Raw genomic sequence first — 22,943 nt, forward strand, 5'->3', positions numbered from 1 at the left:
TCTTATACCCAAACCGGTTTACTGAGGCTTTTGGAAGAACAAAGTGACAGTCCCTACCGTGATACCAAACTTTTTGATATCCGCGAGATTAAACACATGGTTTTCGTCTTGGCGATACATCCAATCGTTAAAATGCACTTCAACAGTCGAGCCACCCTCACGCTCAAGAAACATATCGTAGCGCCAATTTAACGCATTACCCACTTCACGCCCAACAGCCACGCCAATCACATCATCGGCCTGGCCACGATACTCTCCAGGGCCGACTCGCGATATGGTCCAAATACGTTGCGACATTTCACCATCAGCAAACACAAAATCCTCAACGAGCACCAGTTGCCCATTGTTAACCTGCCCTTCAATAACAACCTCGAAGCGTCGCGTCTGGTTGCCTTGAAAATCTTGGACCATTCCCCACGCATACGTTGTGCCCTGAAAATAGCCAAACAAATCAAATTCAGGTATCTGATCCCGATACGAGTCCAAGTCACTACTGCAACCTAGAAGGCTAAAATTGAGACTGACTAGCGCCACAACGGCAAAAATGACTCGTTTTACTGTGTACATGTTATCGCTCCGCAATGAGTTGTTGGCGCAGTTTTGGGTACGCGGTTTTCGGTGATAACCAAATCGCTAGGAAGGCATCATTGAGCCACTCTTGTTCGATATACCCTAGTAGCGCCACGTCTGTGCCTTGTGAAAAATAGAGTGCGCCCAATTGGCCATCAGTCACATACGTCAGTTGATCGCCCGGCTGAACAGTCGGAAACAGCGCTCGAAAGCGTGCCAACCCTCGCTGCCGCTGCTGAGCAGTCAAGCCAAGCTTTTGCCACTGATCATCGGTCGCCTCAAGCAGCTGCTCTGACGAAATTTCTCGTTGATAGTTAATTTCCAGTGCCAGCGGGTGTGGCGTGATATCTCGGCTAATAATATAGCGGCCGTTTGGTGTTTTCAGACGTGACTGATAGACATCAAAGACAAACCAAGTCAATTGCGCTCGGCCCACCGTAGGCCATGCCAGCCAATCAATAATTGGGATCGCTTTTACGTCACTTGATGACGCATTCAGTGGCGCGTTGGCTTGAGGTGTATCCCATGACGCCACTTGATTGGCTTTGGCATCTCGAGCAAAAGGCGGCGCGGCGAGCGCCAAAGCCAAACACGTTGCGATTAAGTACTCACTAACACTATTTCTTTTGCTCACGGTACACCCTCACCATTAACGCCATCACCAATAACCACTGTGACATTAATACGAGTAAAGTGGGGATTAAGGGCAAACCAAACTCCACTGCGTCCAATTTTTCACCGGCCCAATAACTCAAAGCCCCTCCCACAGCGCCAATAGGAAGCAAAACATAAAGTGAATAACGGCCAAGTGTTGGCCACATTTGCCAGCCATACCACGCAAATAACAGCCACAATCCTACTAGCCAATTGGGTAGCCACTCCGTCGAAAAAACCAACACCCCTAGCCATTGATTCAATGTGTCAATGATCAGACCAAAACTCACGACAATAAGCTGTGGCAGCAAAGGGGCGCGATATCGCCATCGAGTAATCACCAAAGAGATCACAACCATGAGCCATAATAGGGGCGCGAATGCATCTCGCCCCAAAACCGCAACAAACCAACCGGCCTGAAACCACAGCGAAAGCACAAGCAAAGCAGTCCACCGTAGCGGAGTACGGGTTGTCATGACTCAACGACGCTCAAAAGTCAGTTGCACCGTACTAATGGTGCGCGCTAAAAAGCCGCCTTCGCAGTAGCAGAAATAGTAACGCCACAAACGAATAAAACGTTCATCATAACCCAGCTCAAGTACGTGAGATTGCGCCGCTTCAAAGCGCGCTCGCCACTCTCTTAACGTCTGGGCATAATCCAATCCAATATCATGCAAATCTCTAAGGACTAAGCTACTGCGCTCGGTCGCCATTTGCGTTAGCACCGAAACAGAAGGTAAGAAACCACCAGGGAAAATGTATTTTTGAATGAAATCAACACTATTGGCGTAACTGTGATAGCGTTGGTCAGCAATCGTAATCGCTTGAATCGCCATTAAGCCACCCGGTTTTAACAGGGCGTGGCACTGCTCAATATAGGAAGGGAGATATTGCTTTCCGACCGCTTCTATCATTTCAATCGAGACCAATTTGTCGAATTGTCCTGTTAGCTCGCGATAATCTTTTTTCAACAAAGTAATTTGCTCACTCAAACCCAAACGCTCAATTTGGGCGTGCGCGTAATCATACTGCTCGGTTGAAATGGTGGTGGTTGTCACTTTGCAACCAAATTGCTGAGCCATAAAAATGGCCATTGCCCCCCACCCAGTGCCAATTTCTATGACGTGATCTTGTGGTTTCAGCTGTAATTGTTCACACAATCGCGTCATTTTATTTATCTGCGCTTGCTCTAAAGAATCGTCGTCAGCTTGATAAATGGCCGCAGAATAAAGCATTCGTTGATCTAAAAAGGCATGATATAACTCGTTCCCCAAATCATAATGCGCTGAAATGTTCTCTTCTGCCTGCTTTTGCGTATTGCGTCTGCGCCAGTGACTGAGCTTTTCAATCCATTGTGTCAACCAGCGGGTTTTTGCATCAAGTTTATCCAGCGTTTCAATGTTCTTCGCCAACAAATACATTAATTGGGTTAGATCATGACTTTCCCACCAACCATCAATATAAGCTTCTGCCGCTGCAATGCTGCCTCCTCGCAGCACTCGTTGATAGAAGTTAGGGTGATAGATCTGAATATCTGCCTTGCTTTGATTAGGCAGACTTTGACCAAACTCGATGGTTTCTGGTGGTTGCGCTGGGTCAAAATGCTCCGTGACACGCAGTTGGCCATTTTCTAACGCGCTAAGTAAGTGCAATACCACCTGTCTTGCGCTTTTTTGCGCTGGGCTTTGTGTCGTAGGTATTGTGAATGAATGGGTCTCTAACATCCGCTGTTTCCCCGTGTGCTATCGTCGTCCTTTTCTAACAACGACGGATTTTGTTTATTCTTCGTTTTTAATTGATTAGGTTCTATTTCGGCCTCGTGCGATGACGGCGCGAGCGAGGCCGTATTTGGGTGGGGATAAAAAGGTGCGCCTTTTATCCATAATTTGAGTGCGTGCCAGTAAATACCCAACATCACCTTAAGGGTTTGAACCGGAACTTTTGCCAATTGCTTTAATAAACGGCGACTGGTCAGTTCGGTGCCGCTCATCGCCAACGTCGCATCGAAATGTTTTTCGTCTTGATGGCAGGCCAGTGACACTGAGAGATGTTTACCTAACGGCTTTAAGCGCCAGTGATATTGCTGCTCTATCGGATTAAACGGCGACACATGAAACGCTTTCGCGTGTTGCCAATGGCAATGATTCGCTCCAGCGCTGGCATTAATTGCGTAATAATGGCGCTCGTTCCACGGTGTATTACTGACTTCGGCCAGCAAATAACGCCAACTGCCTTGTTCATCGTACAAATAATAGAAGTTGACTGGGCTAAAATAGAGCCCCAAATAACGCAAATGACACACGGCCACAACACGGCCAGTAACATGCTCCCCAGTCAGCTCTGCGACCTTTTGCTGAACACAGGTTTTAAGATCGCCAGTGCCAAGATAATCTTGCCGACGCCAACGAGCCCAATGCCACCAGCGCTGACCAAAGCCCCAGAGGGTTTGTTCTAATTGGGGCAACTCATCAAGATCAATGCCAAGCATAAACAACGAATAATTTAACTCATGCGTGACGGGAATAAATCGACGGTGGCGCACTTGTCCACAATACAAACGGCTGCGTAAGGTTAATGACTCATTCATGCGAGAGTTTCCTGACGAGCAGGCTTCGTCACCGCCGCAAGCGCTGCATCGTTGATCCCCTGCACGACATCCAGAGCACTGCGCACACCATCTTCATGAAAACCGTTGTACCAATACGCGCCGCAAAACCAAGTCTGTTGTTGACCTTGAATCAAAGAACGCTCTTGCTGAGCGCCCATTGCGCCAGCATCAAACACAGGGTGATCATAGGTAAATTGGGCAATAATTTTTGCCGGATCAATCTTCTCACGGCTATTTAACGACACACAGAAAGTGGTATCACTTTGAATATGCTGCAAGATATTCATATTGTAAGTCAGTGCCGGTAAGCGGTGCTCGTCTTGCTTATCGCCCTCTAACCAATAATTCCATGCCGCCCAAGCTTGAGAGCGCTTAGGTAATACACTCGTATCGGTGTGCAAAATCACATCGTTTGGTTGATACCGCAGCTGCCCCATCACTCGCGTTTCATCATCGCTGGGGTCATACAAGAGTTTCAGCGCTTGGTCGCTATGACACGCCAAAATAACCGCATCAAATCGCTCAGTCTGTTTAAGCGCGGTGATAAGCACGCCATCATCAGTACGCTCGATACACTCTACCGGACTGTTTAATCGTATTTTATCGGCAAACCCACGTGTGAGCGGCGCGATATAGGCGCGTGATCCGCCATTAATCACTGACCACTGTGGCCGATTAGTAATATCAAGCAGCCCATGATTGAGAAAAAAGCGGCTGAAAAAATGCAACGGAAAGGCGCGCATGTCGGCCAACGTTGAAGACCAAATTGCCGCGCCCATGGGCAAAATATAGTGCTCTGAAAAATAGTCATTGAATTGATTTTGGCGAAGAAATTCACCCAGAGTGATCTCCTGCTCCAGTTCTTGCTGAGCCGCTGCTTTTGCTAACCGATTAAAGCGCAAAATATCGAAAAGCAAGCGATAAAAACGGGGATTTAATAGGTTACGTTTCTGAGCAAACAGCGTTGATAGCGTATGCCCGTTGTACTCCAAACCGCTACTATCATTGCGCACACTAAAGCTCATTTGCGTTGGGGTGCCAGTCACACCAATCTGCGCCATGAGTTGATTAAAATGAGGATAAGTTCGGTCGTTATAGACAATAAAACCGGTATCAATTTGATAGGATTTACCTTGGTGCTCAACATCCCGAGTTGCGGTGTGCCCACCGATATAATCATTGGCTTCATACAGGGTAATATCATGCTGGTGATGCAAATAATACCCACAAGTGAGACCGGAAATTCCTGTTCCAATAATCGCAATTTTCATACTGCTCTCTCTTGACTGCATGGAGCCAACGTATGACTCCAACTCTTTCTCTCATCTCTAGGATGATAACTTTGCCGCTAGGGCTTTTTGCCAGCGATAAGGCAGCAGGGCGAGCAAACGTAGCAAAGCGGTAAAACGCTTCGGACAATAAATCGCCAGTTTACGCTGCTCAATGCCTTGTCTTATGGCGGCTGATGCTTGCTCGACACTAATCATCATTGGCATCGAAAAATCGTTTTTCTGAGTTAGCGGCGTGTCTACAAAACCGGGATAAACAGTCGAAACCGTGATGCCTTTAGGCGCTAAATCAACCGCTAATGTTCGTGCCAGATAACTCACGGCGGCTTTAGATGCGCCATAAGCCTCTGCGCGAGGTAACGCCATCTCGGACGCAATCGAGCCCACTAGCACCAATTGTTGACCGGGTAAAAAATGGCGCTGTATTGCTTCAAGGCAATAGACAAGGCCAATCACATTGACTTTCATGACTCGCTCAAATAACGCCGCATCCATCACGCCATCATCGATATATTCGCAATTTCCCGCATTGAGTAACCAAACGTCAGGTACCCAAGGTAATGATTCCAACGCTTGGTGAACTTGTGTTAGTTCTGTCACATCAAATGCGCGAGTGTCTATGTGTTCGTGACTTGCACTCAATTCCTTTAAGGCGGTTTGATTACGCCCACAGGCGATAACCCGCCAACCAGAATTAGCATAATCTAAAGCAAGTTGATGACCGATTCCGGATGTCGCTCCGGTGATCAAGATACCCTTCATTGGCCAAGCCTTCGTTTAATCGCACTCACTACAACGCCAAGTACCGGAAGATGCTCGTAGAGCATCTCACCCAAATCAAAATAATCTCGGTGATAACACACCAAACCATCGGCAAAACGGAGATGGGACACCCCTTGGACGACGACGGCCTCGCCACGTTTGAGCTTGGGGTGTTCAAGTGTCATCGACCAAATTAAGAAGCCCGAATCATCGACTTGTTGCTGCTCTCGAATGTCAAAATCACACCGAATTACATTTTGATAGAGGGTAGAAAAATAATCAGAGAGCGCAGACCATCCTTCAAGGCGATGCGCGGCATCTTCAAATATTACGTCTGGGTGATACACAGACTCTAATAGATGCAAATTGCTCTTGTTGAGTTGGCTATAAATTGTTGCAACACCTGCCACATCCATATGCAACCTCCTTCATTAATAAGCGTTTATCTTGTTGTTGCAAAAGGCAAGCAGACGAAAAGAAAATTCTGATCATTCGCACGAAATCATTCACCGCCACCATAGTATTTATTTGAAAGAAATGACCTTCCTTGGCCTTCGAATATCGCTTTATCCTGAAAGCGCCTAAATTATCAAAAGGCAAAAATCATTAGACTCGATACGCTGGTCACCAAACAGAAAAATTAAATCACCGACTGTCGCGCCACTTTGAATCAAACCCAACCATTGCCCACAATGAACAGACTTCAATAACATTTACGAACAAATCGTAAAAAGGATCAAAAAAGGCCTGACATTATTGTCAGGCCTTTCAATACACTATGCTCAAACACTCGGCTCATTAAGAGCATATTCAAATCATCGATGACGTAATGCGTCAATTCGCTTATCAAGTGGTGGATGGCTCATCAGCAGCTCTGTCAGAGTTTGCTTACCATTAATACCAAATGCCATCAGAGATCCATCCAACTTAGGTTCTTGGCTCATTTTCAGGCGTTCGAGAGCTGCAATCATCTTTTGCTTACCGACCAAGTCCGCAGCACCCGCATCGGCATAATATTCACGATGACGGCTGTACCACATCGTAATGAAGCTTGCTAGGAAACCAAACAGTAACTCAAGCACCATAGAGACAGCAAAATAGACCATCATATTGCTGCCCTCGCCTTCTTCATCATCGTTTGATGCGACAATATTTGCGATAAAACGAGATAGGAAAATCACGAAAGTATTAACCACACCTTGCATTAAGGTCATGGTGACCATATCACCATTGGCAATGTGGCTCACTTCATGCGCCAAAACTGCCTCGGCTTCATCTCGTGTCATATTGTGTAATAAACCCGTCGAAACCGCGACTAAAGAGTCGTCACGTTTTGCTCCGGTGGCAAATGCGTTAATGTCCATCGCATCGTAAATTGCCACCGTTGGCATGCCAATACCCGCTTGTTTCGCTTGACGAGCGACCGTTTCCAACAACCAATGTTCGGTTTCATTACGCGGACTTTCAATCACCACGCCGCCGACAGAGCGAAGCGCAATGCTTTTTGACATCATTAAAGAAATGAACGCGCCACCAAAACCAAACACAGCGGCCATGACAAGCAGTCCAGACAAACTGCCTGGCTGCATGCCTGTGACTGCATAGACAATATTCAAAACAACACTTAGCACCAGAACAACCGCTAAGTTGGTCGCTAGGAATAAAAACATTCGCTTCATTTACACTTTCTCCGCAGGAAGCACATGATGATACATGATGATGAGAGACAGATACCCACATCCGGTAAGATTACTGCATATGTTGCTCGTTTTCCCTGAAAAGTGTAAGTAAAAAATTGCAACATTTAATGACCAGATCATGACGTCGATTCGGCGTCTATACCCAAGTACCCTCAAGATGCGAGGTCAATTGGGTATAGACTTTGGTCTTATTGCGACGTAGTAGAAAAGTGCTAAATTCATTGTATCAGCGTTGAACATAGCCATTAAGCCGTGTTCAATCTGCGTCGCAAATGAGAAAGGAACTCACCATGGTCGAATCAAACAACTACCAAATGGCGATTGATTTACTTTGTTGTCACCTCGGTATTTCAGAAGACGAGGCGAAACAACAATTGGGTATCGCAACGGAACAGCAGATCAACAAAGAGATCAGTGATACCCAAAGTGCTTTGATGGGGCTTATCAGCGAAAAGTAGTGATTTCAAGATGCGCTAACCAAAAGGACTGCCGTTGGCAGTCCTTTTTTGTATATATGCTCAAATAGAACGGGTATAGCCTTTAAAGTAAAGGCGTCACATCAATGTATTTACCTAAATCGATGCGTTTCGCGCTCGGAATATACGGAATTTCACCCAATTTTGGCGCGCTAAATTTATGCTCAAGCAACGCGATGATTTCGGCGTAATTTTCAGTGCCTGGATTGACACGGTTAGCCACCCAGCCAACCAACTCCAGCCCATCTGCGGCAATGGCTTCAGCGGTCAGCATCGCATGGCTCAAACAGCCTAGCTTTATCCCAACCACCAGTACAACGGGCAATTTTTCACGTTTTACCCAATTTGATAGACACTCATCGTCCGTGATAGGCACTCGCCAACCGCCTGCGCCTTCAATCAGTACCGTATCAGACTGTGCTTTCAAACGCTCAAGTGTCTCACTTAAGCGGTCAAAATCCACAGTGACATTCTCTTGTTTCGCCGCAATGTGTGGAGATGCAGGCAATGCAAGCGCATAAGGGTTAACATCCTCATAAGGAACAGCAACCGTCGCCGCTTTCTGCAAATGCAACGCATCAGAGTTGCGCATGCCATCTGCGGTTAATTCGCACCCTGCCGCAACAGGTTTATAGCCGATCGTCGCGAGTTCCCTTGCTGCCAACGCTTGCAAAATGGCTTTTGACGACACCGTCTTACCTACATCGGTATCGGTACCTGCGATAAAAAATGCTTTCATCATAGCTTCAATTTTCCTAAGCAAACTTGATAGGTTGCGGGAAGCAAACCATCGCGATTTCGATAGGTTTGATACGCTAATTCAACCTGATTCAATGTTTTTCGACTCGTCAAACCTTGAGCACGACCCATAACATGCGTCGCACCAATGCCTTTAAGATCGCGCATTAAAGCCAGCGCTGATTCGTACCAAACTGTGATAGCCGTCAAGTTTAGGTGATGCTGTGATGCTGAAATTTGCGCCAACGCAAGGTTTACTTGTTTAAGCGCGATGAACTGATTGACGTGTTGATGTACGTCAACTTTGTGCCACGCCGCTTGCAGCTCATGCAGTGAACCTGCTAGCAAGGTCGAAAATAGCGCTACCCCACCTGCGCGGGTCACTCGCGATATCTCCGCGAGTGGAGATGAAAGATCATCACACCACTGAAGCGCAAGACTGGAAAACACCGCATCAAAACTGTTATCCGCAAAAGGCAAATGCTCGGCATCCGCCAAGCAAAACTCAGCTGTACCAACGCCACATCGCAAACGAGCTTGCTCAAGCATGGCTGTTGAAAGATCCGCGCAAACCACTTGCGCGCCACGCAGAGCAAGCTGCTCTGAAAAGTAGCCAGTCCCACAGCCTAAATCTAATATACGCCAACCACTCAGATCGTGCGGCAGTTCATCAAGTAGCAGGTGCCCAACTTGGCGTTGAAATGCCGCATGCTGATCATAATGCTTCGCGGCGCGCCCAAACGCCTGCGCAATAGCCGCTTTTGTGTCGTTGAATCTGGGTGATTCTAATGGCAGTGCGGTGTTATTCAAACGCTCCATTATAGCTCTCCTAACACACGCTTTAGCGTATGAGTGAGCAATTTTATCTGCTCGAATCGATGGCCTGCAGTGAGCGTCACTCGCAGCCTTGCACGGCCTGACGCCACCGTTGGCGGACGAATCGCAGTAAGCCAAATACCCTGTTCACAACACGCCGCTGCCGCGTTCACCGCCGCTTGTGCATCACCAATTATCACCGGCTTTATTGGTGACGCAGTATTCACGACTGCGGGAGTGTCACCAAGGGCATCATGAAAATAATCACTCCATTCGCGCCATTTATCGCGCCGCCATTGCTGAGTTTGCACCATGGAAATTGCGTGGTTCAACGCAAATGCTTGCGCCGGAGGCAACGCTGTTGAGTAAACATGATGACGCGCAAATTGGGTTAAATAGTCCCCAGTCGCTTCATCGCACAAAATCGCTGCGCCCGACATGCCAAGCGCCTTACCAAAGGTTACAACCAAAAGATTTGGTTTTATCCCCGCGAGCGCGCACGAGCCTGCGCCATATTCGCCAACCACACCAATACCATGCGCATCATCCACCGCCAGCCAGGCGCGCTTATCGGTGAGTTGAGCAAGTCGCGCCAATGGCGCGCTGTCGCCATCCATACTAAACACACCTTCGGTCACCACTAACGTGGCAGCATCACTAGATGATAGCTCACTCAGCCAGTTGTCAAGCTGAGCGGTATCATTGTGACGAAAACGTCGCATCAAAGCTGGCGATAGCATACCCGCCTCCATCAGTGAGGCATGATTAAGCTTGTCTTGCAGCAGCACATCTCCCTTATCAAGCAAGGTAAAAAGCAGCGCTTGATTGGCGCTAAAACCGGAGCCAAATAGAACGGCACGTGGGTAGCCCAGCCACTCACACAATGACGCTTCTAAATTACGGTGCGCATCGCTAAAGCCGGTCACCATTGGGGAGGCGCCACTGCCACTGCCATAGATACTCAGCCCTTGCTGCCACGCATGCACCAGCGATTGATCGCTGGCCAAGCCCAAATAGTCATTACATGAAAAATTAACATAACGACGATCATCACAGGCAAGCTCCGCCTGATTACCAGAAAATACCGGCTGAAGGGTGCGATATAACCCTTGCTGTTTGCGAAGCTCAAGCGCTTGAGCAATTTTGGCGTTAAAGGCTGGCATCGTAAAAGAGATCGTCCTTGGTTGGGCGGCTTGCCATACGCTCCGTCACCTGCTCAAGCAGCGCTTCTTCTGTTGCTGCGTCCGGTTTTTGGCTGATGTGCTCGCGATTAATGCCCAGCTTGTTAAACAAAAGCTGATCTTTATCTTCCGCAGGGTTGGGGGTGGTCAGCAGCTTGCAACCATAGAAAATCGAGTTGGCGCCTGCCATAAAGCAGAGCGCCTGCATTTGCTCGTTCATATTTTCGCGGCCCGCAGAGAGACGCACAGCCGAGGCGGGCATCATGATCCGCGCAATCGCAATCAAACGGACAAAATCAAACGGGTCAACGTCTTCGGCACTCTCCAATGGCGTGCCCTTCACTTTAACCAGCATGTTAATCGGCACGCTCTCAGGCTGCGTTGGCAGGTTTGCTAGCTCAACCAATAAACCGGCTCTGTCGTTGTCACTTTCACCCATGCCAATAATGCCGCCGGAGCACACTTTCATTCCCGCATCACGCACATGAGAAAGGGTGTCAAGGCGGTCTTGGTAAGTTCGAGTCGTAATGATGTTGCCGTAGAATTCCGGCGAGGTATCAAGGTTGTGGTTGTAATAATCGAGCCCCGCTGTCGCTAAGGTTTTTGCCTGCTCAGACGAAAGCATGCCAAGCGTCATGCAGGTCTCAAGTCCCATCGATTTAACGCCTTGAATAATCTGCGTTAAATGAGGCATGTCACGCTCTTTGGGGTTTTTCCATGCCGCGCCCATGCAAAATCGAGTCGAGCCTGCCGCTCTGGCTTTTTCTGCCGCCTCAAGAACTCGCTCAACCTCCATTAAACGCTCTTTGTCGACATCCGTTTGGTAGCGCGCGCTTTGAGGGCAGTATTTGCAATCCTCAGGGCAAGCACCAGTCTTAATCGACAACAAGGTACTGACTTGCACATGATTGGTTAACTGGTAGGCACGGTGCACCTGCTGCGCTTCAAAAAGCAAATCCATGAAGGGCTTATCCATAAGGGTTTGGACTTCTTCACGCGTCCAATTGTGTCTTACTTCCACGTTGATTCCTTTTTTATCACCCCGCTCACAACAACAAGAGGCCAAAAATTTAAACAGCAAGCGGGTTTAAAATGATGTTGGTTGACAGTCTAACCCTCCGCGATAAACTGTCAACATATCAATAATATTAAAAGTTTACGTTAGATTAATTTTTAATCATCACAAAATGGCACTTTGAATGGATTTAGACTTTGACCGTCAGCATATCTGGCATCCCTACACCTCAACGTTAACACCTCTGACCTGTTACCCGGTCGAATCGGCTCATGGTGTACGCCTAACACTTGAAGATGGTACGCAACTTATCGATGGCATGTCGTCATGGTGGTCAACGATTCATGGTTACAATCACCCAGTGTTAAACCGCGCCGCCCACGACCAGGTGGAAAAAATGGCGCACGTGATGTTTGGTGGGCTCACTCATGAGCCTGCAATTGCGTTGTGCCAGCAACTACTGGCACTGGCCCCAAACAATTTGCACCAAGTGTTCCTTGCCGATTCAGGTTCGGTTGCGGTTGAAGTGGCGCTTAAAATGGCGCTGCAATATTGGCATGCGCGTCATGAGCGCCGAGCTAAATTTCTCACCCTGCGCCACGGTTATCATGGCGACACCTTTGCAGCAATGTCGGTGACCGATCCTGATAACTCAATGCATTCACTTTATAAGGGGTTCTTACCTGAGCATATCTTTGCCGACTCGCCTCAAAGTGGCTTTTGGGATGAATGGCAACCGAGCGATCTGAACGATTTTCGAGCTAAACTTATGGCTCACCAAAGCGATATTGCGGCGGTCATTTTAGAGCCTATCGTGCAAGGTGCCGGCGGCATGCGCATCTATCATCCGCAATTTTTAAAACAGGTGCGTCAGCTTTGCGATGATTATGGTGTGCTGCTGATTTTGGATGAAATTGCCACAGGCTTTGGTCGCACAGGTAAGCTCTTTGCGTGCGAACACGCTGATGTTAAGCCAGACATTCTTTGCGTTGGTAAAGCGCTCACTGGGGGCTATATGACCCTTTCGGCGACACTCACGACCAAGCATGTTGCCGATACTGTCTGCGGTGGCGATGCGGGCTGCTTTATGCACGGCCCTACCTTTATGGCTAACCCACTGGCCTGCGCAGTTGCAACTGCCAGTTTAAGTTTGATTGCCCAAGGTGATTGGCAACATCAAGTAAAGCAAATTGAAGAGGTATTTTGTGAACTTCTGCCGCCACTTTTGCACCATCGGCGCGTCAAAGAGGTTCGTTGGCTTGGGGCCATTGGTGTGGTGGAAACCACTGAGCCGGTTAACATGGAAGTGATTCAACAGCACTTTGTTGAATCAGGGGTATGGATTCGTCCCTTTGGCCGATTGATTTACATGATGCCGCCTTACATCAGTGAACCAAGTGATATTAAGCAGTTAATTGATGCGGTGGCGTCTGCGTTACCGCGAGATGATTGTTTTAAACTGGACGCTGGGGATTAGTGCATAGATTTGTCTCGCTATTGATATCGTCCCCAACGTCAACTCGATGGAAGCGAGCCAGTGACTCTTTGTCTTGCCAAAGAGTCACCAGAAAGGCGCTTTTATTCTTTAGTGTGGTTCGGCACGGTTTGAGGCGTTCCTGACGCCGCAAACCTCAAAAATCGTCCTGATTTTTGACCTTGTAATTTGCTGAGTTCAACTAACTCGCTTTTGGACAGAAATGATTTAGGCTGGCTGTCCCAAATCTGATAGCCGGATTAGAAAAGTAACTTGAAAACGTAGACGCTTGTTAGCAGCGTTACTTAAACCAACGCTCGTACAACAATGAGTGGCATCTAGCAGTGATGCAACTAAATACCCAGAACACCATCCCTAAAAGACCTAGAAATAATGCGATCGTTATCATTTGTATTGATATTGGATTAGCATTTGATATCTTCATAAAGCTAGGAACAACTTCGCCTAACATCAATCCCATGAAGCCCGTTACTAAAAAGCTAAGCCCACCAATGAAACACAAAAGTGGGCTACTTGTATCTTCAAATTTTTTCTGCCGCCTGAGTAGTAGCACTTTTGTGAGTCTTATTATCATATAAATGTCCTTAGTTACTATGTTTGATAAGGCTTTGCTAAATGGTAAGTAAGCGTTTAACACACTTAAGCGAAGCGAAAATGGCACGCACTAGGTAATCCGTCTTAACAACTTTTAGCGCCGCCTCAATCGCTGCTCTTAGCTTTAACCCATTTAATGACGCTTACATCTATGATATTACCACTATATCTTCTACTGATTGAATTTAGCCAAGCATCACGGTCGTCTTTTGCTGTAACAAGAGATGCCTTAAAGATAGCTCTCCTCTTCCTGTCACTAACTTCATTTAGGCTAGCTTTGATATACCTAAATTCTGATAGGTTGGATGACTCAATGATATGGTCTGCATAGGCTTCATGATGTAAAGAGCCAGCAACGTAATCTGCGATACTAGCTGACTTTAAATAATAAGAGTTTCGGCGGAAGTATTCAGCTAACCACAAGCGAACAAAAGGTAACTGAGCGTAGCTATTTTCCCTGATTAGATCCTCAAATTTACTTAGATTCAATTCTATAAACCTAGCATTAGTTACCTTATCGAGGTAAAGGACAACATCATTAATAACAGGACAGAAATATTCAAAATTTTCGATTATAAACTTGGATACTGAACGAATCCGGTATTTTCTGCATTGTCTTAGTATATGCCTTGCCACACCAAGATCTAACTTATCTAATGCGAGTAACTTTTGGCACATTGAGAACATTACTGTTGGTCTAATCTCTGTTTCAGAGGGCAATTCTGGTTCCTCTTCATACGCTTTGTATGCCCCTTGAGGTTCCATTAATTCTGATAACGTTTGGTGAATATGCGATTTTTCAACGTTTTCCGGACTTTCTAAGTAGTTATTAACAAATTCTTTCTTAGAAATAATTTCTGTTTTCGAAGATGAAAGATTTAACCGATGATTTTCAAAAAGGTACTTAGTCAGTTTATCTAAAAAAGTTACGAGTTCGTTTTTGGAATTACCGAATATTCTAAAATCATCAACATAACGAGTATGCTTAAAACCACTATTCGAAATAAACACATCAACATCAATCATAAGAGCTTCCGCCATGATAATGCTAGAAGCTGGACCTACTGGGATACCTTTGGTTGGAGATCCATTAATTGATAATAGAAAGTCTTCTATACTCTTAGCGATATGCTCAAATCCAGTATCTAAGGCACTAATTGCATTTCTAAGTCTATGAACATAAACCTGATTGTAAAAATCACTAATATCAGTGATGAGAACATGTTCATACGTTTCTTTCAGCTCAGAACACTTTTCAAGAAAATCCCCATAACCTGTCCCATTATCAAAGAAAGTACCAGTATTTTTATCGATCGAAACTCGATATGAACAAGCAACTTGTTGTGGCAACGCAAATCTATGTTGCTCTACTTTTTCAGCAATCATATAAGTTAAAGCGGTATAAACAATGGATGAAATTGGATCGATCTGGTGCACTATACGAAATGTTCCACTCGGTTTTGGTGAACACATGATCGTTGGGTCTTCCATTAAAATTTGGTCTAAATCTGTTGCCGTTAAATATGATTTTACATCGTTCCAATTATCCCATAGTGCCAAGTATTCAAATGGCTTAGGGAAGAAGTCTGAATCATAAAACTTTGTTATGTGTGTTTTCGCAAATTCAACTGCGTCACTTGTTAATTTCATTATAAATTCTCTAACCAATTGAGGTGCATGGTATCTATTAGGCACTTGACGCTTTATAGACGGATTTTTCCATTTTTGCATTCCGTCCATCTTGCTATCACTAACTGTGAACCTCAAGGCACATCAAATCATTGTGTGAAGCGAGAAGAAGTTTCAGGGAAAAATGCGGAAAATTCCCGCATAAAACACTGCTTAATGAATTAAGATAATTTAGTCTAATGCGGTGCGCTTCTGGTGACTGGTTCGTTGGGGTTAAAAAGATTTGGGGCAAAACCAAGTTAGCCAACCGATTTGTTCACTAAGCACTAGGCAAAAAATCAGGACGATTTTTTAGGTTTGCGGCGTCGGGAACGCCTCAAACCGCGCCGAACAGCACCAAAGAATAAAAGCGCCTTTCTGGTTACTCTTTGGCAAGACAAAGAGTAACTGGCTCGCTCCACCAGCGTCACAGTGATGACAAAACTTCAAAGCGAGACAAACCCTCTCCCCTATCAATTTCACAATTTCACAAATTGAAAACACAAAAAACCCAGCTTTCGCTGGGTCTTTAAATTCAACAATAATGACTGAGTTCTAATAGAACTAAATCACCATTAACCGATGTGCGTTACGCCACCCATGTACTTTTGCAGTACAGCCGGGATCGCGATGCGACCATCCGCTTCTTGGTTATTTTCAAGAATTGCCACCATAGTGCGGCCAACGGCCAAACCAGAGCCGTTAAGTGTGTGTAGAAGCTCTGGCTTCTTCTCACCTTTACGACGGAAACGCGCTTGCATGCGACGCGCTTGGAAATCCCACATGTTTGAGCAAGAAGAGATTTCACGGTAAGTTTGTTGCGCAGGTACCCAGACTTCAAGATCGTAAGTCTTACGCGAGCCAAAGCCCATATCGCCAGTGCAAAGCACCACTTTACGGTAAGGCAGCTCTAGCAGTTGAAGAACTTTCTCAGCGTGACCCGTCAGCTCTTCAAGTGCGTTCATTGAATCTTCAGGTTTGGTGATTTGAACCAATTCCACTTTGTCGAACTGGTGCATACGAATCAAACCACGCGTATCACGGCCGTAAGAGCCCGCTTCAGAACGGAAACAAGGCGTGTGCGCGGTCATCTTCAATGGCAAATCCGCTTCATCGATGATTTCATCACGCACTAAGTTTGTCACAGGCACTTCCGCGGTTGGGATCAGTGACAGTTTACGCGGCTCTTCGTCGCTGGCTTTTTCGGTTAACGGCTCGGTGTGGAACAGATCTTTACCAAATTTTGGTAGCTGGCCAGTACCGAATAAGCTGTCAGCGTTAACAAGGTAAGGCACGTACATTTCAGTGTAGCCGTGCTCTTCGGTGTGCAGATCCAGCATGAACTGAGCAATCGCACGATGCAAACGAGCAAATTGACCTTTCATCACAATAAAACGTGCGCCAGTAATTTTTACTGCGCTCGCAAAATCCAAACCACCGGCCATTTCACCAAGATCAACGTGATCTTTTACGTCAAAGTCATAAGATTTTGGCGAGCCCCAACGAACCACTTCAACGTTGTCGTTTTCATCTTTACCATCTGGCACAGAATCGTCTGGAATGTTCGGTACGGACAAAGTGATCTCTTCAAGTTGGGCTTGAATGGCATCAAGCTCTACTTTTTTGGCATCAAGATCGCTGCCAAGAGAACCAATTTGCTGCTTGATCGCTTCCGCGCCTTCTTTGTCACCAGCCGCCATTTTTTGGCCGATTTCCTTGGAGATCGAGTTACGCTTGGATTGTAAATTCTCAACTTCAACCTGAATTGACTTACGTTGTTCTTCGAGATTGCGAATAGTCTCTACGTCGAGGCGAAAACCACGGCGCGCCAGTTTTGCAGCTGTTTCGTCCAGCTCTGTGCGAAGTAATCTAGAATCCAGCATTGTTAATCCTATGCTTAATGTGGTGACGACACGCAACGTCTTCATTTCACGCGCTACGTGGCAAAAAAATGTGGCAAAAAAATTCTGAACAAATGTATCCAAAAACCGCTAGTTTTCATAGCGCTTTTGCGGGCTATTTGCATCCAATCCGGCCAAATACTCTAACTTCTCGCCAATTTTCACTTCTAAACCGCGCGGGCTCGGTTGATAGTATCGCCGCTGACCCAGTTCTGGTGGAAGATAGCGCTCGCCGGCGGCGTAAGCGCCCGGCTCATCGTGAGCATAACGATATTCCGCGCCATACCCCATCTCTTTCATCAGCTTGGTTGGCGCATTACGTAAATGATGAGGCACTTCATACTCTGGCAAATTGTGTGCATCCGTTAACGCTTGGTTCCACGCGCTGTAAACCGCGTTGCTTTTTGGCGCGCAGGACAAATAGACAATCGCTTGTGCGATAGCACGCTCCCCCTCAGCTGGCCCCACGCGAGTAAAACAGTCCCAAGCCGACAAAGCGACCTGCATTGCACGTGGATCGGCGTTACCTATGTCTTCTGAGGCAATCGCAAGTAGCCGCCGTGCAATGTAGAGTGGATCACACCCTGCTGCAATCATTCGCGCCGCCCAATAAAGCGCCCCATCCGGGTTGGAGCCGCGAATGGATTTGTGCACCGCAGAGATCAGGTCGTACCAAATGTCGCCCTTATTATCAAAGCGAGCTACTTTTTCACCCGCGACTTCGGCAAGCAGGGCTAACGTTATCTGTTTGACTCCGTTGTCATCGTCTTCGGCCATGTCATAAAGCAGCTCAAGATAATTGAGCGACATACGCGCATCGCCATTGACCAGCTCTGCAAGCCTATCAAGCACGTTATCATGAAACTGAGCCTGAACCGCGCCTAAACCACGCGACTCATCGTGAATAGCCTGCTGTAACGTTTGAGCAATTTCTGCTTGAGTGAGCGAGGTCAGCTTGTAGACCCTTGCACGTGACAGCAGTGCGTTATTGAGTTCAAACGATGGGTTTTCCGTCGTCGCGCCAATAAAGGTCACTGTGCCATCTTCAATGTGAGGCAAAAACGCGTCTTGCTGCGATTTATTAAATCGATGCACCTCATCGACAAACAATATCGTGCGACGCCCCGAGCGTTTGTTGTCTCGCGCACGCTCAATCGCCGCGCGGATCTCTTTCACACCGGAGGTGACGGCAGAAACCCGTTCTACTTCGGCGTTTGCGTAGTTAGCGGCGACTTCGGCCAAAGTGGTTTTGCCTGTGCCTGGCGGCCCCCACAAAATCATCGAATGCAGGTGGCCGGCTTCAAGGGCTCGGCGCAGCGGCTTATTTGGCCCTAAGATGTGTTGCTGGCCTACATAGTGTTCGATGGTTTGCGGCCGCATACGAGCGGCAAGAGGACGAAAGTCTTCGTCCCCAGAAAAATCAAATGTGTAATTGGCCAAAGTTAGTTCCTTTGATCGTCGACCTCAACCCCTTTGGGTATGGCAAACATAAATCGACTGGCCTTGGGTTTTTCCAGTGTCACTTGAGTGAACTCAAACTTACCCTGCTGGCCATCTTGTTCGATAACATCAAACCCCTTCACAATGCCTTTCGCATCAATATGAATGTTGAATCGGCCTTGCGCGGCGTCACGCGCCACAGGAACTAGGGTAAACGTATCGCCCTGTTGGCTAACCACATAATTGTTCCAATCACTGGGCCTATTGCGGGTAAGTAGCACAAATGGCGTTTGCTCAGTCGCTTGTTCTTGCCAGTAAATACTGACTTGTTCGATGAATGGGCTGTAATACCACAGGGTTTTGCCGTCAGAGACCAACACATTTTCATCGGGATAAGTGGTGGTCCAACGAAATAGACTGGGGCGAGCAATTTCTACCGTGCCTTCCCCTTCCATAATCGGCTCACCATCCGGGCTTAATACCTGCTGGACAAACTGCGCACTAAATCCGTCGTTCATCGATAAACGTCGGTTAAGTTCATCTTGTGGCGCCGCAAAGGCAAGGCCACTTACGAGCGTCAATAACAACAATTTCTTCATTTTATGTCCTAGTCTTTAGGTGGCGCAGGTGCCAGTACTTCACGGTTACCATTGTGGCCCTGCGCGCTGACAATGCCTTGTGATTCGAGCTGGTCAATAATACGCGCGGCGCGGTTATAGCCAATCTTAAATCGGCGTTGAACTCCTGAAATGGAGCCACGACGCGACTGAACCACATACTCAACCACTTGATCAAACAGCGGGTCAAGATCATCATCATCGCCTTCGGCCTGCTCGCCGGGCAATAGCGACTCTGGCCCCTGATCGCCACTGATGATCTCGTCAATATAATTCGGTTTACCACGCGCTTTCCAGTTGTTCACCACCGCATGCACATCATCATCTGAGGCAAACGCGCCATGAACACGAACTGTGTGGCTAGAGCCTGGCGGCAAATAGAGCATATCACCCATGCCAAGTAGAGACTCTGCGCCCCCTTGATCCAAAATAGTGCGCGAGTCGGTTTTGGTCGAGACCGTAAACGCGACGCGAGTCGGAATGTTGGCCTTGATAAGACCTGTGATCACATCCACCGATGGGCGCTGCGTGGCCAAAATTAAATGAATGCCCGCCGCTCGCGCTTTTTGCGCCAAACGCGCAATCAGCTCTTCTACCTTTTTACCGACCACCATCATTAGGTCGGCAAATTCGTCCACAACCACCACAATGTAAGGCAGTTTTTCCAGTAGCGGTGGCTCGGCATCCATACTGTCACCCTCTTTCCAGAGCGGATCGTGAATTGGATGACCTGCCTCAGCGGCCATTTTGAGTTTTTCGTTATAACCCTTAATGTTACGTACGCCCAGCTTTGACATCAGCGCGTAACGACGTTCCATCTCACCAACACACCAGCGCAACGCGTTCGAGGCGTCTTTCATATCAGTCACGACTTCTGCGAGCAAGTGAGGTATCCCTTCGTAGACCGAAAGCTCCAACATTTTCGGGTCAATCATGATAAAGCGCACGTCCTCTGGCGACGCTTTGTATAGCATGCTGAGGATCATGACGTTAACACCCACCGACTTACCCGAGCCTGTGGTACCCGCCACCAGTACGTGTGGCATTTTAGACAGATCCGCCACCACGGCATCACCGGCAATATCTTGGCCTAATACCACGGTTGTCGGAGAAGACGCTTCGGTAAAGATGGAGCTGGCAACCACATCCGAAAGGTACACGGTTTGGCGACTCATATTAGGCAGCTCAAGCCCAACATAGGGCTTACCTGGGATCACCTCTACCACGCGAACGGCCATCGCCGACAGTGAGCGCGCCAAATCCATCGACAAACTTGAGATACGACTAACTTTGACGCCAGGGGCCAGATCAAGTTCAAATCGAGTGATCACAGGCCCTGGGAAAATGCCCACGACACTGGCTTTAATTTTATAGTCTGCCAATTTGGCCTCAACCAAACGTGCCACTTGTTCAAGTGCGTCGCGGTCGATGAAGTTTTCGCGTTTTTCTGGGTGGTAAAGCAAATCCAGTGTCGGCAGCGGTTCTGTCGGCACAGGTAAATTGACATCGTGTTTGACCAAAAATGGGTTTTGCTTGGCTTGCTCTGCAGCGCGCGCGCTAGCCACCATTTGCTGAAATGCCGCAACATCCTCATCTTGTGGCTCATCGTCATCAAGCGGTGACTCGCTTGCAACATTCGCTTGAGGCAAAGGCTGATAAGCGGATGATTCGCCACCATTGGATTGATGAGCAGAAACGCCGTGCGACGATGGTTCATAAGAAGACGATGATGATTCATAACAAGATGATTCGTAAGAAGCGGTCTCATCCGAGGCCAAATCATCATTCGAGTCGTCGGTTAATGGCAACGCATTCGAGGAGTCCAGCCAAGGCGCGTCAATAGTTTGAGCATTGGCCTCAGATGTTACGTCAGCGGCGTCTGAAAATGACACTGCTCTCAATTCAGTCGTTGCCACGGTTTCATCGTCACCTACCAGCGCCTCTGTCTCACTTTGCGATATCATGGTATCTGAAGGGTAAGTACTTGCTTCTTGTTGTGACGCTGCGTCATAAGAGTGCACCATATCTAATGACGTTAACGACGCTTCGGTGTCACGGACCTCTTGCGAAGGTGACAGATGCGCGTGCAGATGGGTGTTTTCTTGTTCGTCAGCATGAGCTTCCATGCGCGAAGAAACGACGTTTGAAGCCTCAGAGACTGGCTCTTGAGCAAAGTGAGGTTCATTATCAATCGAATCAAAAGCATCGGCGCTAAAATGCGGCTCTTGACGAGGGGCACCTTTCTCGCGATGAATGTCAGCAGCAAAAGCGGTGTGAGGCGAAGAAACGTTCTGTTCGGCGCGCTCAATGGTCGATGCCATGACATAATCGTCATGCGCTCGCGCGTCCGCTTCAAGTTCGTCGATGGTTGCCGCGAGCTGTTTGCTGCGGTCAAACGAAGGCACATCCTCATTCACTGTGCCTGTCGTTACCTCAGCGCCTAGTTGAGATTGAGGCGCTGATTGCACCGATGTGTATATCGGATAGTGACGCTCCACTGGCAAGTCACCTTGTGCTGATGGGGTCGAATTCAGAGCGGCCTGAACTGCAGGTTCCATCGTTGGCGCCATCAGCGCATCATGGTGCTCATTGTCATCAGCGTGTTGCCATGGCTCCGCGTGAGTATCACTCGCATCATTTTGCGCGTCTAATGGCATCAGTTGTGTGTCGGCATCTAACTGTGGAGTGAGCAGCTCTTTTTGCTCTCCACGAACACGGTTAATCAAAGAAGTCATCAACGCAATGACACCCGCACCCAAACGCTCAACAATAACCAACCAAGAAATTCCCGTTAGTAATGTAAAACCAGCGCCCCATAAAAATAGCAGCATGAGTGTGGTGCCAAGCACATTAAGGTATGGCATGGTAATCGCGGTTAATACATCACCAATCACACCGCCTGATGAGAAATACCAGATATCGTCAAAGTTGACATCGGCCAAGCCGCAACTGGTTAAAATAAGCAGTGTTAATCCCAGTAGGCGTGTGCCCCAAATCATCAGATCAATGGTTTCATTACCACTGCGACGACGAAGAACAATCCACGAACCGAGCATGAGTACAATAGGAATAAGATAGGCGAGTGAGCCAAAAGTAAAAAAGAGTGTATCGGCGAACCACGCACCCAGCGCGCCACCTTTGTTTTGAATGGTGCCGCCCCATGCAGTTTGTGACCATGATGGATCGGCGGGGCTAAAACTGATCAAAGCCACCAGCATAAGACAGGCCATCAGAATGCCTAAAATGAGCGTACATTCTCGAAGACGCTGAAACCCGTTAAGACGCGAGGGTTGGAGAGCATCACTGGATTTGATAATGGTTTCAACTTTTTTATTGGTGTTCTGCTTGAACATATATCAACTTGGCTATTGGGTGATCAAAAACGAAGCGAGCGGTCTACACCGCTCGCACACTGTTTT

At 47.5% G+C, this 22,943-nt stretch carries 20 protein-coding genes; 2 read left to right on the forward strand and 18 right to left on the reverse strand.

The window, feature by feature from the left end:
• Positions 1 to 18 precede the first annotated feature (18 nt).
• The 9 genes from HGP28_RS00945 to htpX form a co-directional block, all read right to left on the reverse strand.
• Entirely contained in the window at positions 19 to 567 is a 549-nt protein-coding gene (locus HGP28_RS00945) for a DUF3833 domain-containing protein (protein WP_168834555.1), read from the reverse strand.
• 1 nt (position 568) lies between these two features.
• Positions 569 to 1,204: a chalcone isomerase family protein gene (locus HGP28_RS00950; RefSeq protein ID WP_168834556.1), complete on the reverse strand. Its 636-nt coding sequence runs from the start codon at positions 1,202 to 1,204 to the stop codon at positions 569 to 571.
• A complete protein-coding gene (locus HGP28_RS00955) occupies positions 1,188 to 1,700 on the reverse strand; it encodes a DUF2878 domain-containing protein (RefSeq protein WP_168834557.1) in 513 nt (170 codons plus the stop codon). The genes HGP28_RS00950 and HGP28_RS00955 overlap by 17 nt, the downstream gene beginning before the upstream one ends.
• A 3-nt stretch (positions 1,701 to 1,703) precedes the next feature.
• A complete protein-coding gene (locus tag HGP28_RS00960) occupies positions 1,704 to 2,948 on the reverse strand; it encodes an SAM-dependent methyltransferase (RefSeq protein WP_168834558.1) in 1,245 nt (414 codons plus the stop codon).
• The gene (locus HGP28_RS00965; RefSeq protein ID WP_168834559.1) at positions 2,942 to 3,811 is read right to left on the reverse strand and encodes a DUF1365 domain-containing protein; all 870 of its coding nucleotides are present in this window, start codon (positions 3,809 to 3,811) and stop codon (positions 2,942 to 2,944) included. Before HGP28_RS00965 ends, HGP28_RS00960 begins: the two co-directional genes overlap by 7 nt.
• Positions 3,808 to 5,103 carry an NAD(P)/FAD-dependent oxidoreductase gene (locus HGP28_RS00970; RefSeq protein ID WP_168834560.1) on the reverse strand — a complete coding sequence of 432 codons (1,296 nt, stop codon included), beginning with the start codon at positions 5,101 to 5,103 and terminating at the stop codon, positions 3,808 to 3,810. Before HGP28_RS00970 ends, HGP28_RS00965 begins: the two co-directional genes overlap by 4 nt.
• A 57-nt stretch (positions 5,104 to 5,160) precedes the next feature.
• Positions 5,161 to 5,883, reverse strand: coding sequence for an SDR family NAD(P)-dependent oxidoreductase (locus HGP28_RS00975; RefSeq protein WP_168834561.1), 723 nt, complete (start codon positions 5,881 to 5,883; stop codon positions 5,161 to 5,163).
• Positions 5,880 to 6,299, reverse strand: coding sequence for a nuclear transport factor 2 family protein (locus tag HGP28_RS00980; protein WP_168834562.1), 420 nt, complete (start codon positions 6,297 to 6,299; stop codon positions 5,880 to 5,882). Before HGP28_RS00980 ends, HGP28_RS00975 begins: the two co-directional genes overlap by 4 nt.
• A gap of 399 nt (positions 6,300 to 6,698) precedes the next feature.
• Entirely contained in the window at positions 6,699 to 7,562 is an 864-nt protein-coding gene (gene htpX / locus HGP28_RS00985; protein ID WP_168834563.1) for a protease HtpX, read from the reverse strand.
• 311 nt (positions 7,563 to 7,873) lie between these two features.
• Between htpX and HGP28_RS00990 the strand changes: the two genes are divergently transcribed.
• Positions 7,874 to 8,041: a hypothetical protein gene (locus tag HGP28_RS00990; protein WP_168834564.1), complete on the forward strand. Its 168-nt coding sequence runs from the start codon at positions 7,874 to 7,876 to the stop codon at positions 8,039 to 8,041.
• An 82-nt stretch (positions 8,042 to 8,123) separates the two neighbouring features.
• Here HGP28_RS00990 and bioD read toward each other — a convergent pair whose 3' ends face one another.
• Genes bioD through bioB form a run of 4 tightly spaced genes read right to left on the reverse strand, consistent with a single transcriptional unit; the run spans position 8,124 to position 11,815 of the window.
• Positions 8,124 to 8,801, reverse strand: a complete 678-nt coding sequence (gene bioD, locus HGP28_RS00995) for a dethiobiotin synthase (protein ID WP_168834565.1) — start codon at positions 8,799 to 8,801, stop codon at positions 8,124 to 8,126.
• Positions 8,798 to 9,616 (reverse strand): malonyl-ACP O-methyltransferase BioC, encoded by an 819-nt coding sequence (bioC, locus tag HGP28_RS01000; protein WP_168834566.1) that lies wholly within the window; start codon positions 9,614 to 9,616, stop codon positions 8,798 to 8,800. Before bioC ends, bioD begins: the two co-directional genes overlap by 4 nt.
• Complete coding sequence (gene bioF / locus HGP28_RS01005; RefSeq protein WP_168834567.1) at positions 9,616 to 10,776, reverse strand: 8-amino-7-oxononanoate synthase; 1,161 nt, start codon at positions 10,774 to 10,776, stop codon at positions 9,616 to 9,618. The genes bioC and bioF overlap by 1 nt, the downstream gene beginning before the upstream one ends.
• Complete coding sequence (gene bioB, locus HGP28_RS01010) at positions 10,763 to 11,815, reverse strand: biotin synthase BioB (protein WP_168834568.1); 1,053 nt, start codon at positions 11,813 to 11,815, stop codon at positions 10,763 to 10,765. The genes bioF and bioB overlap by 14 nt, the downstream gene beginning before the upstream one ends.
• 178 nt (positions 11,816 to 11,993) lie before the next feature.
• On the opposite strand from bioB, the gene bioA reads away from it, so the two are divergent.
• Complete coding sequence (bioA, locus tag HGP28_RS01015; protein WP_168834569.1) at positions 11,994 to 13,286, forward strand: adenosylmethionine--8-amino-7-oxononanoate transaminase; 1,293 nt, start codon at positions 11,994 to 11,996, stop codon at positions 13,284 to 13,286.
• A gap of 717 nt (positions 13,287 to 14,003) precedes the next feature.
• Here the strand turns inward: bioA and HGP28_RS01020 are convergent.
• The 5 genes from HGP28_RS01020 to HGP28_RS01040 form a co-directional block, all read right to left on the reverse strand.
• Positions 14,004 to 15,629: an RNA-directed DNA polymerase gene (locus HGP28_RS01020; protein ID WP_246225496.1), complete on the reverse strand. Its 1,626-nt coding sequence runs from the start codon at positions 15,627 to 15,629 to the stop codon at positions 14,004 to 14,006.
• A gap of 512 nt (positions 15,630 to 16,141) precedes the next feature.
• Positions 16,142 to 17,449: a serine--tRNA ligase gene (gene serS, locus HGP28_RS01025; protein ID WP_168834570.1), complete on the reverse strand. Its 1,308-nt coding sequence runs from the start codon at positions 17,447 to 17,449 to the stop codon at positions 16,142 to 16,144.
• A gap of 108 nt (positions 17,450 to 17,557) precedes the next feature.
• Positions 17,558 to 18,907: a replication-associated recombination protein A gene (locus HGP28_RS01030; RefSeq protein WP_168834571.1), complete on the reverse strand. Its 1,350-nt coding sequence runs from the start codon at positions 18,905 to 18,907 to the stop codon at positions 17,558 to 17,560.
• Between the two features lie 2 nt (positions 18,908 to 18,909).
• Complete coding sequence (gene lolA / locus HGP28_RS01035) at positions 18,910 to 19,506, reverse strand: outer membrane lipoprotein periplasmic chaperone LolA (RefSeq protein WP_168834572.1); 597 nt, start codon at positions 19,504 to 19,506, stop codon at positions 18,910 to 18,912.
• A gap of 8 nt (positions 19,507 to 19,514) precedes the next feature.
• Entirely contained in the window at positions 19,515 to 22,877 is a 3,363-nt protein-coding gene (locus tag HGP28_RS01040) for a DNA translocase FtsK 4TM domain-containing protein (RefSeq protein WP_168834573.1), read from the reverse strand.
• Between the last annotated feature and the right edge of the window lie 66 nt (positions 22,878 to 22,943).

Origin of the sequence: Vibrio agarilyticus (genome assembly GCF_012641465.1) — a bacterium.
Taxonomy (GTDB): domain Bacteria; phylum Pseudomonadota; class Gammaproteobacteria; order Enterobacterales; family Vibrionaceae; genus Vibrio; species Vibrio agarilyticus.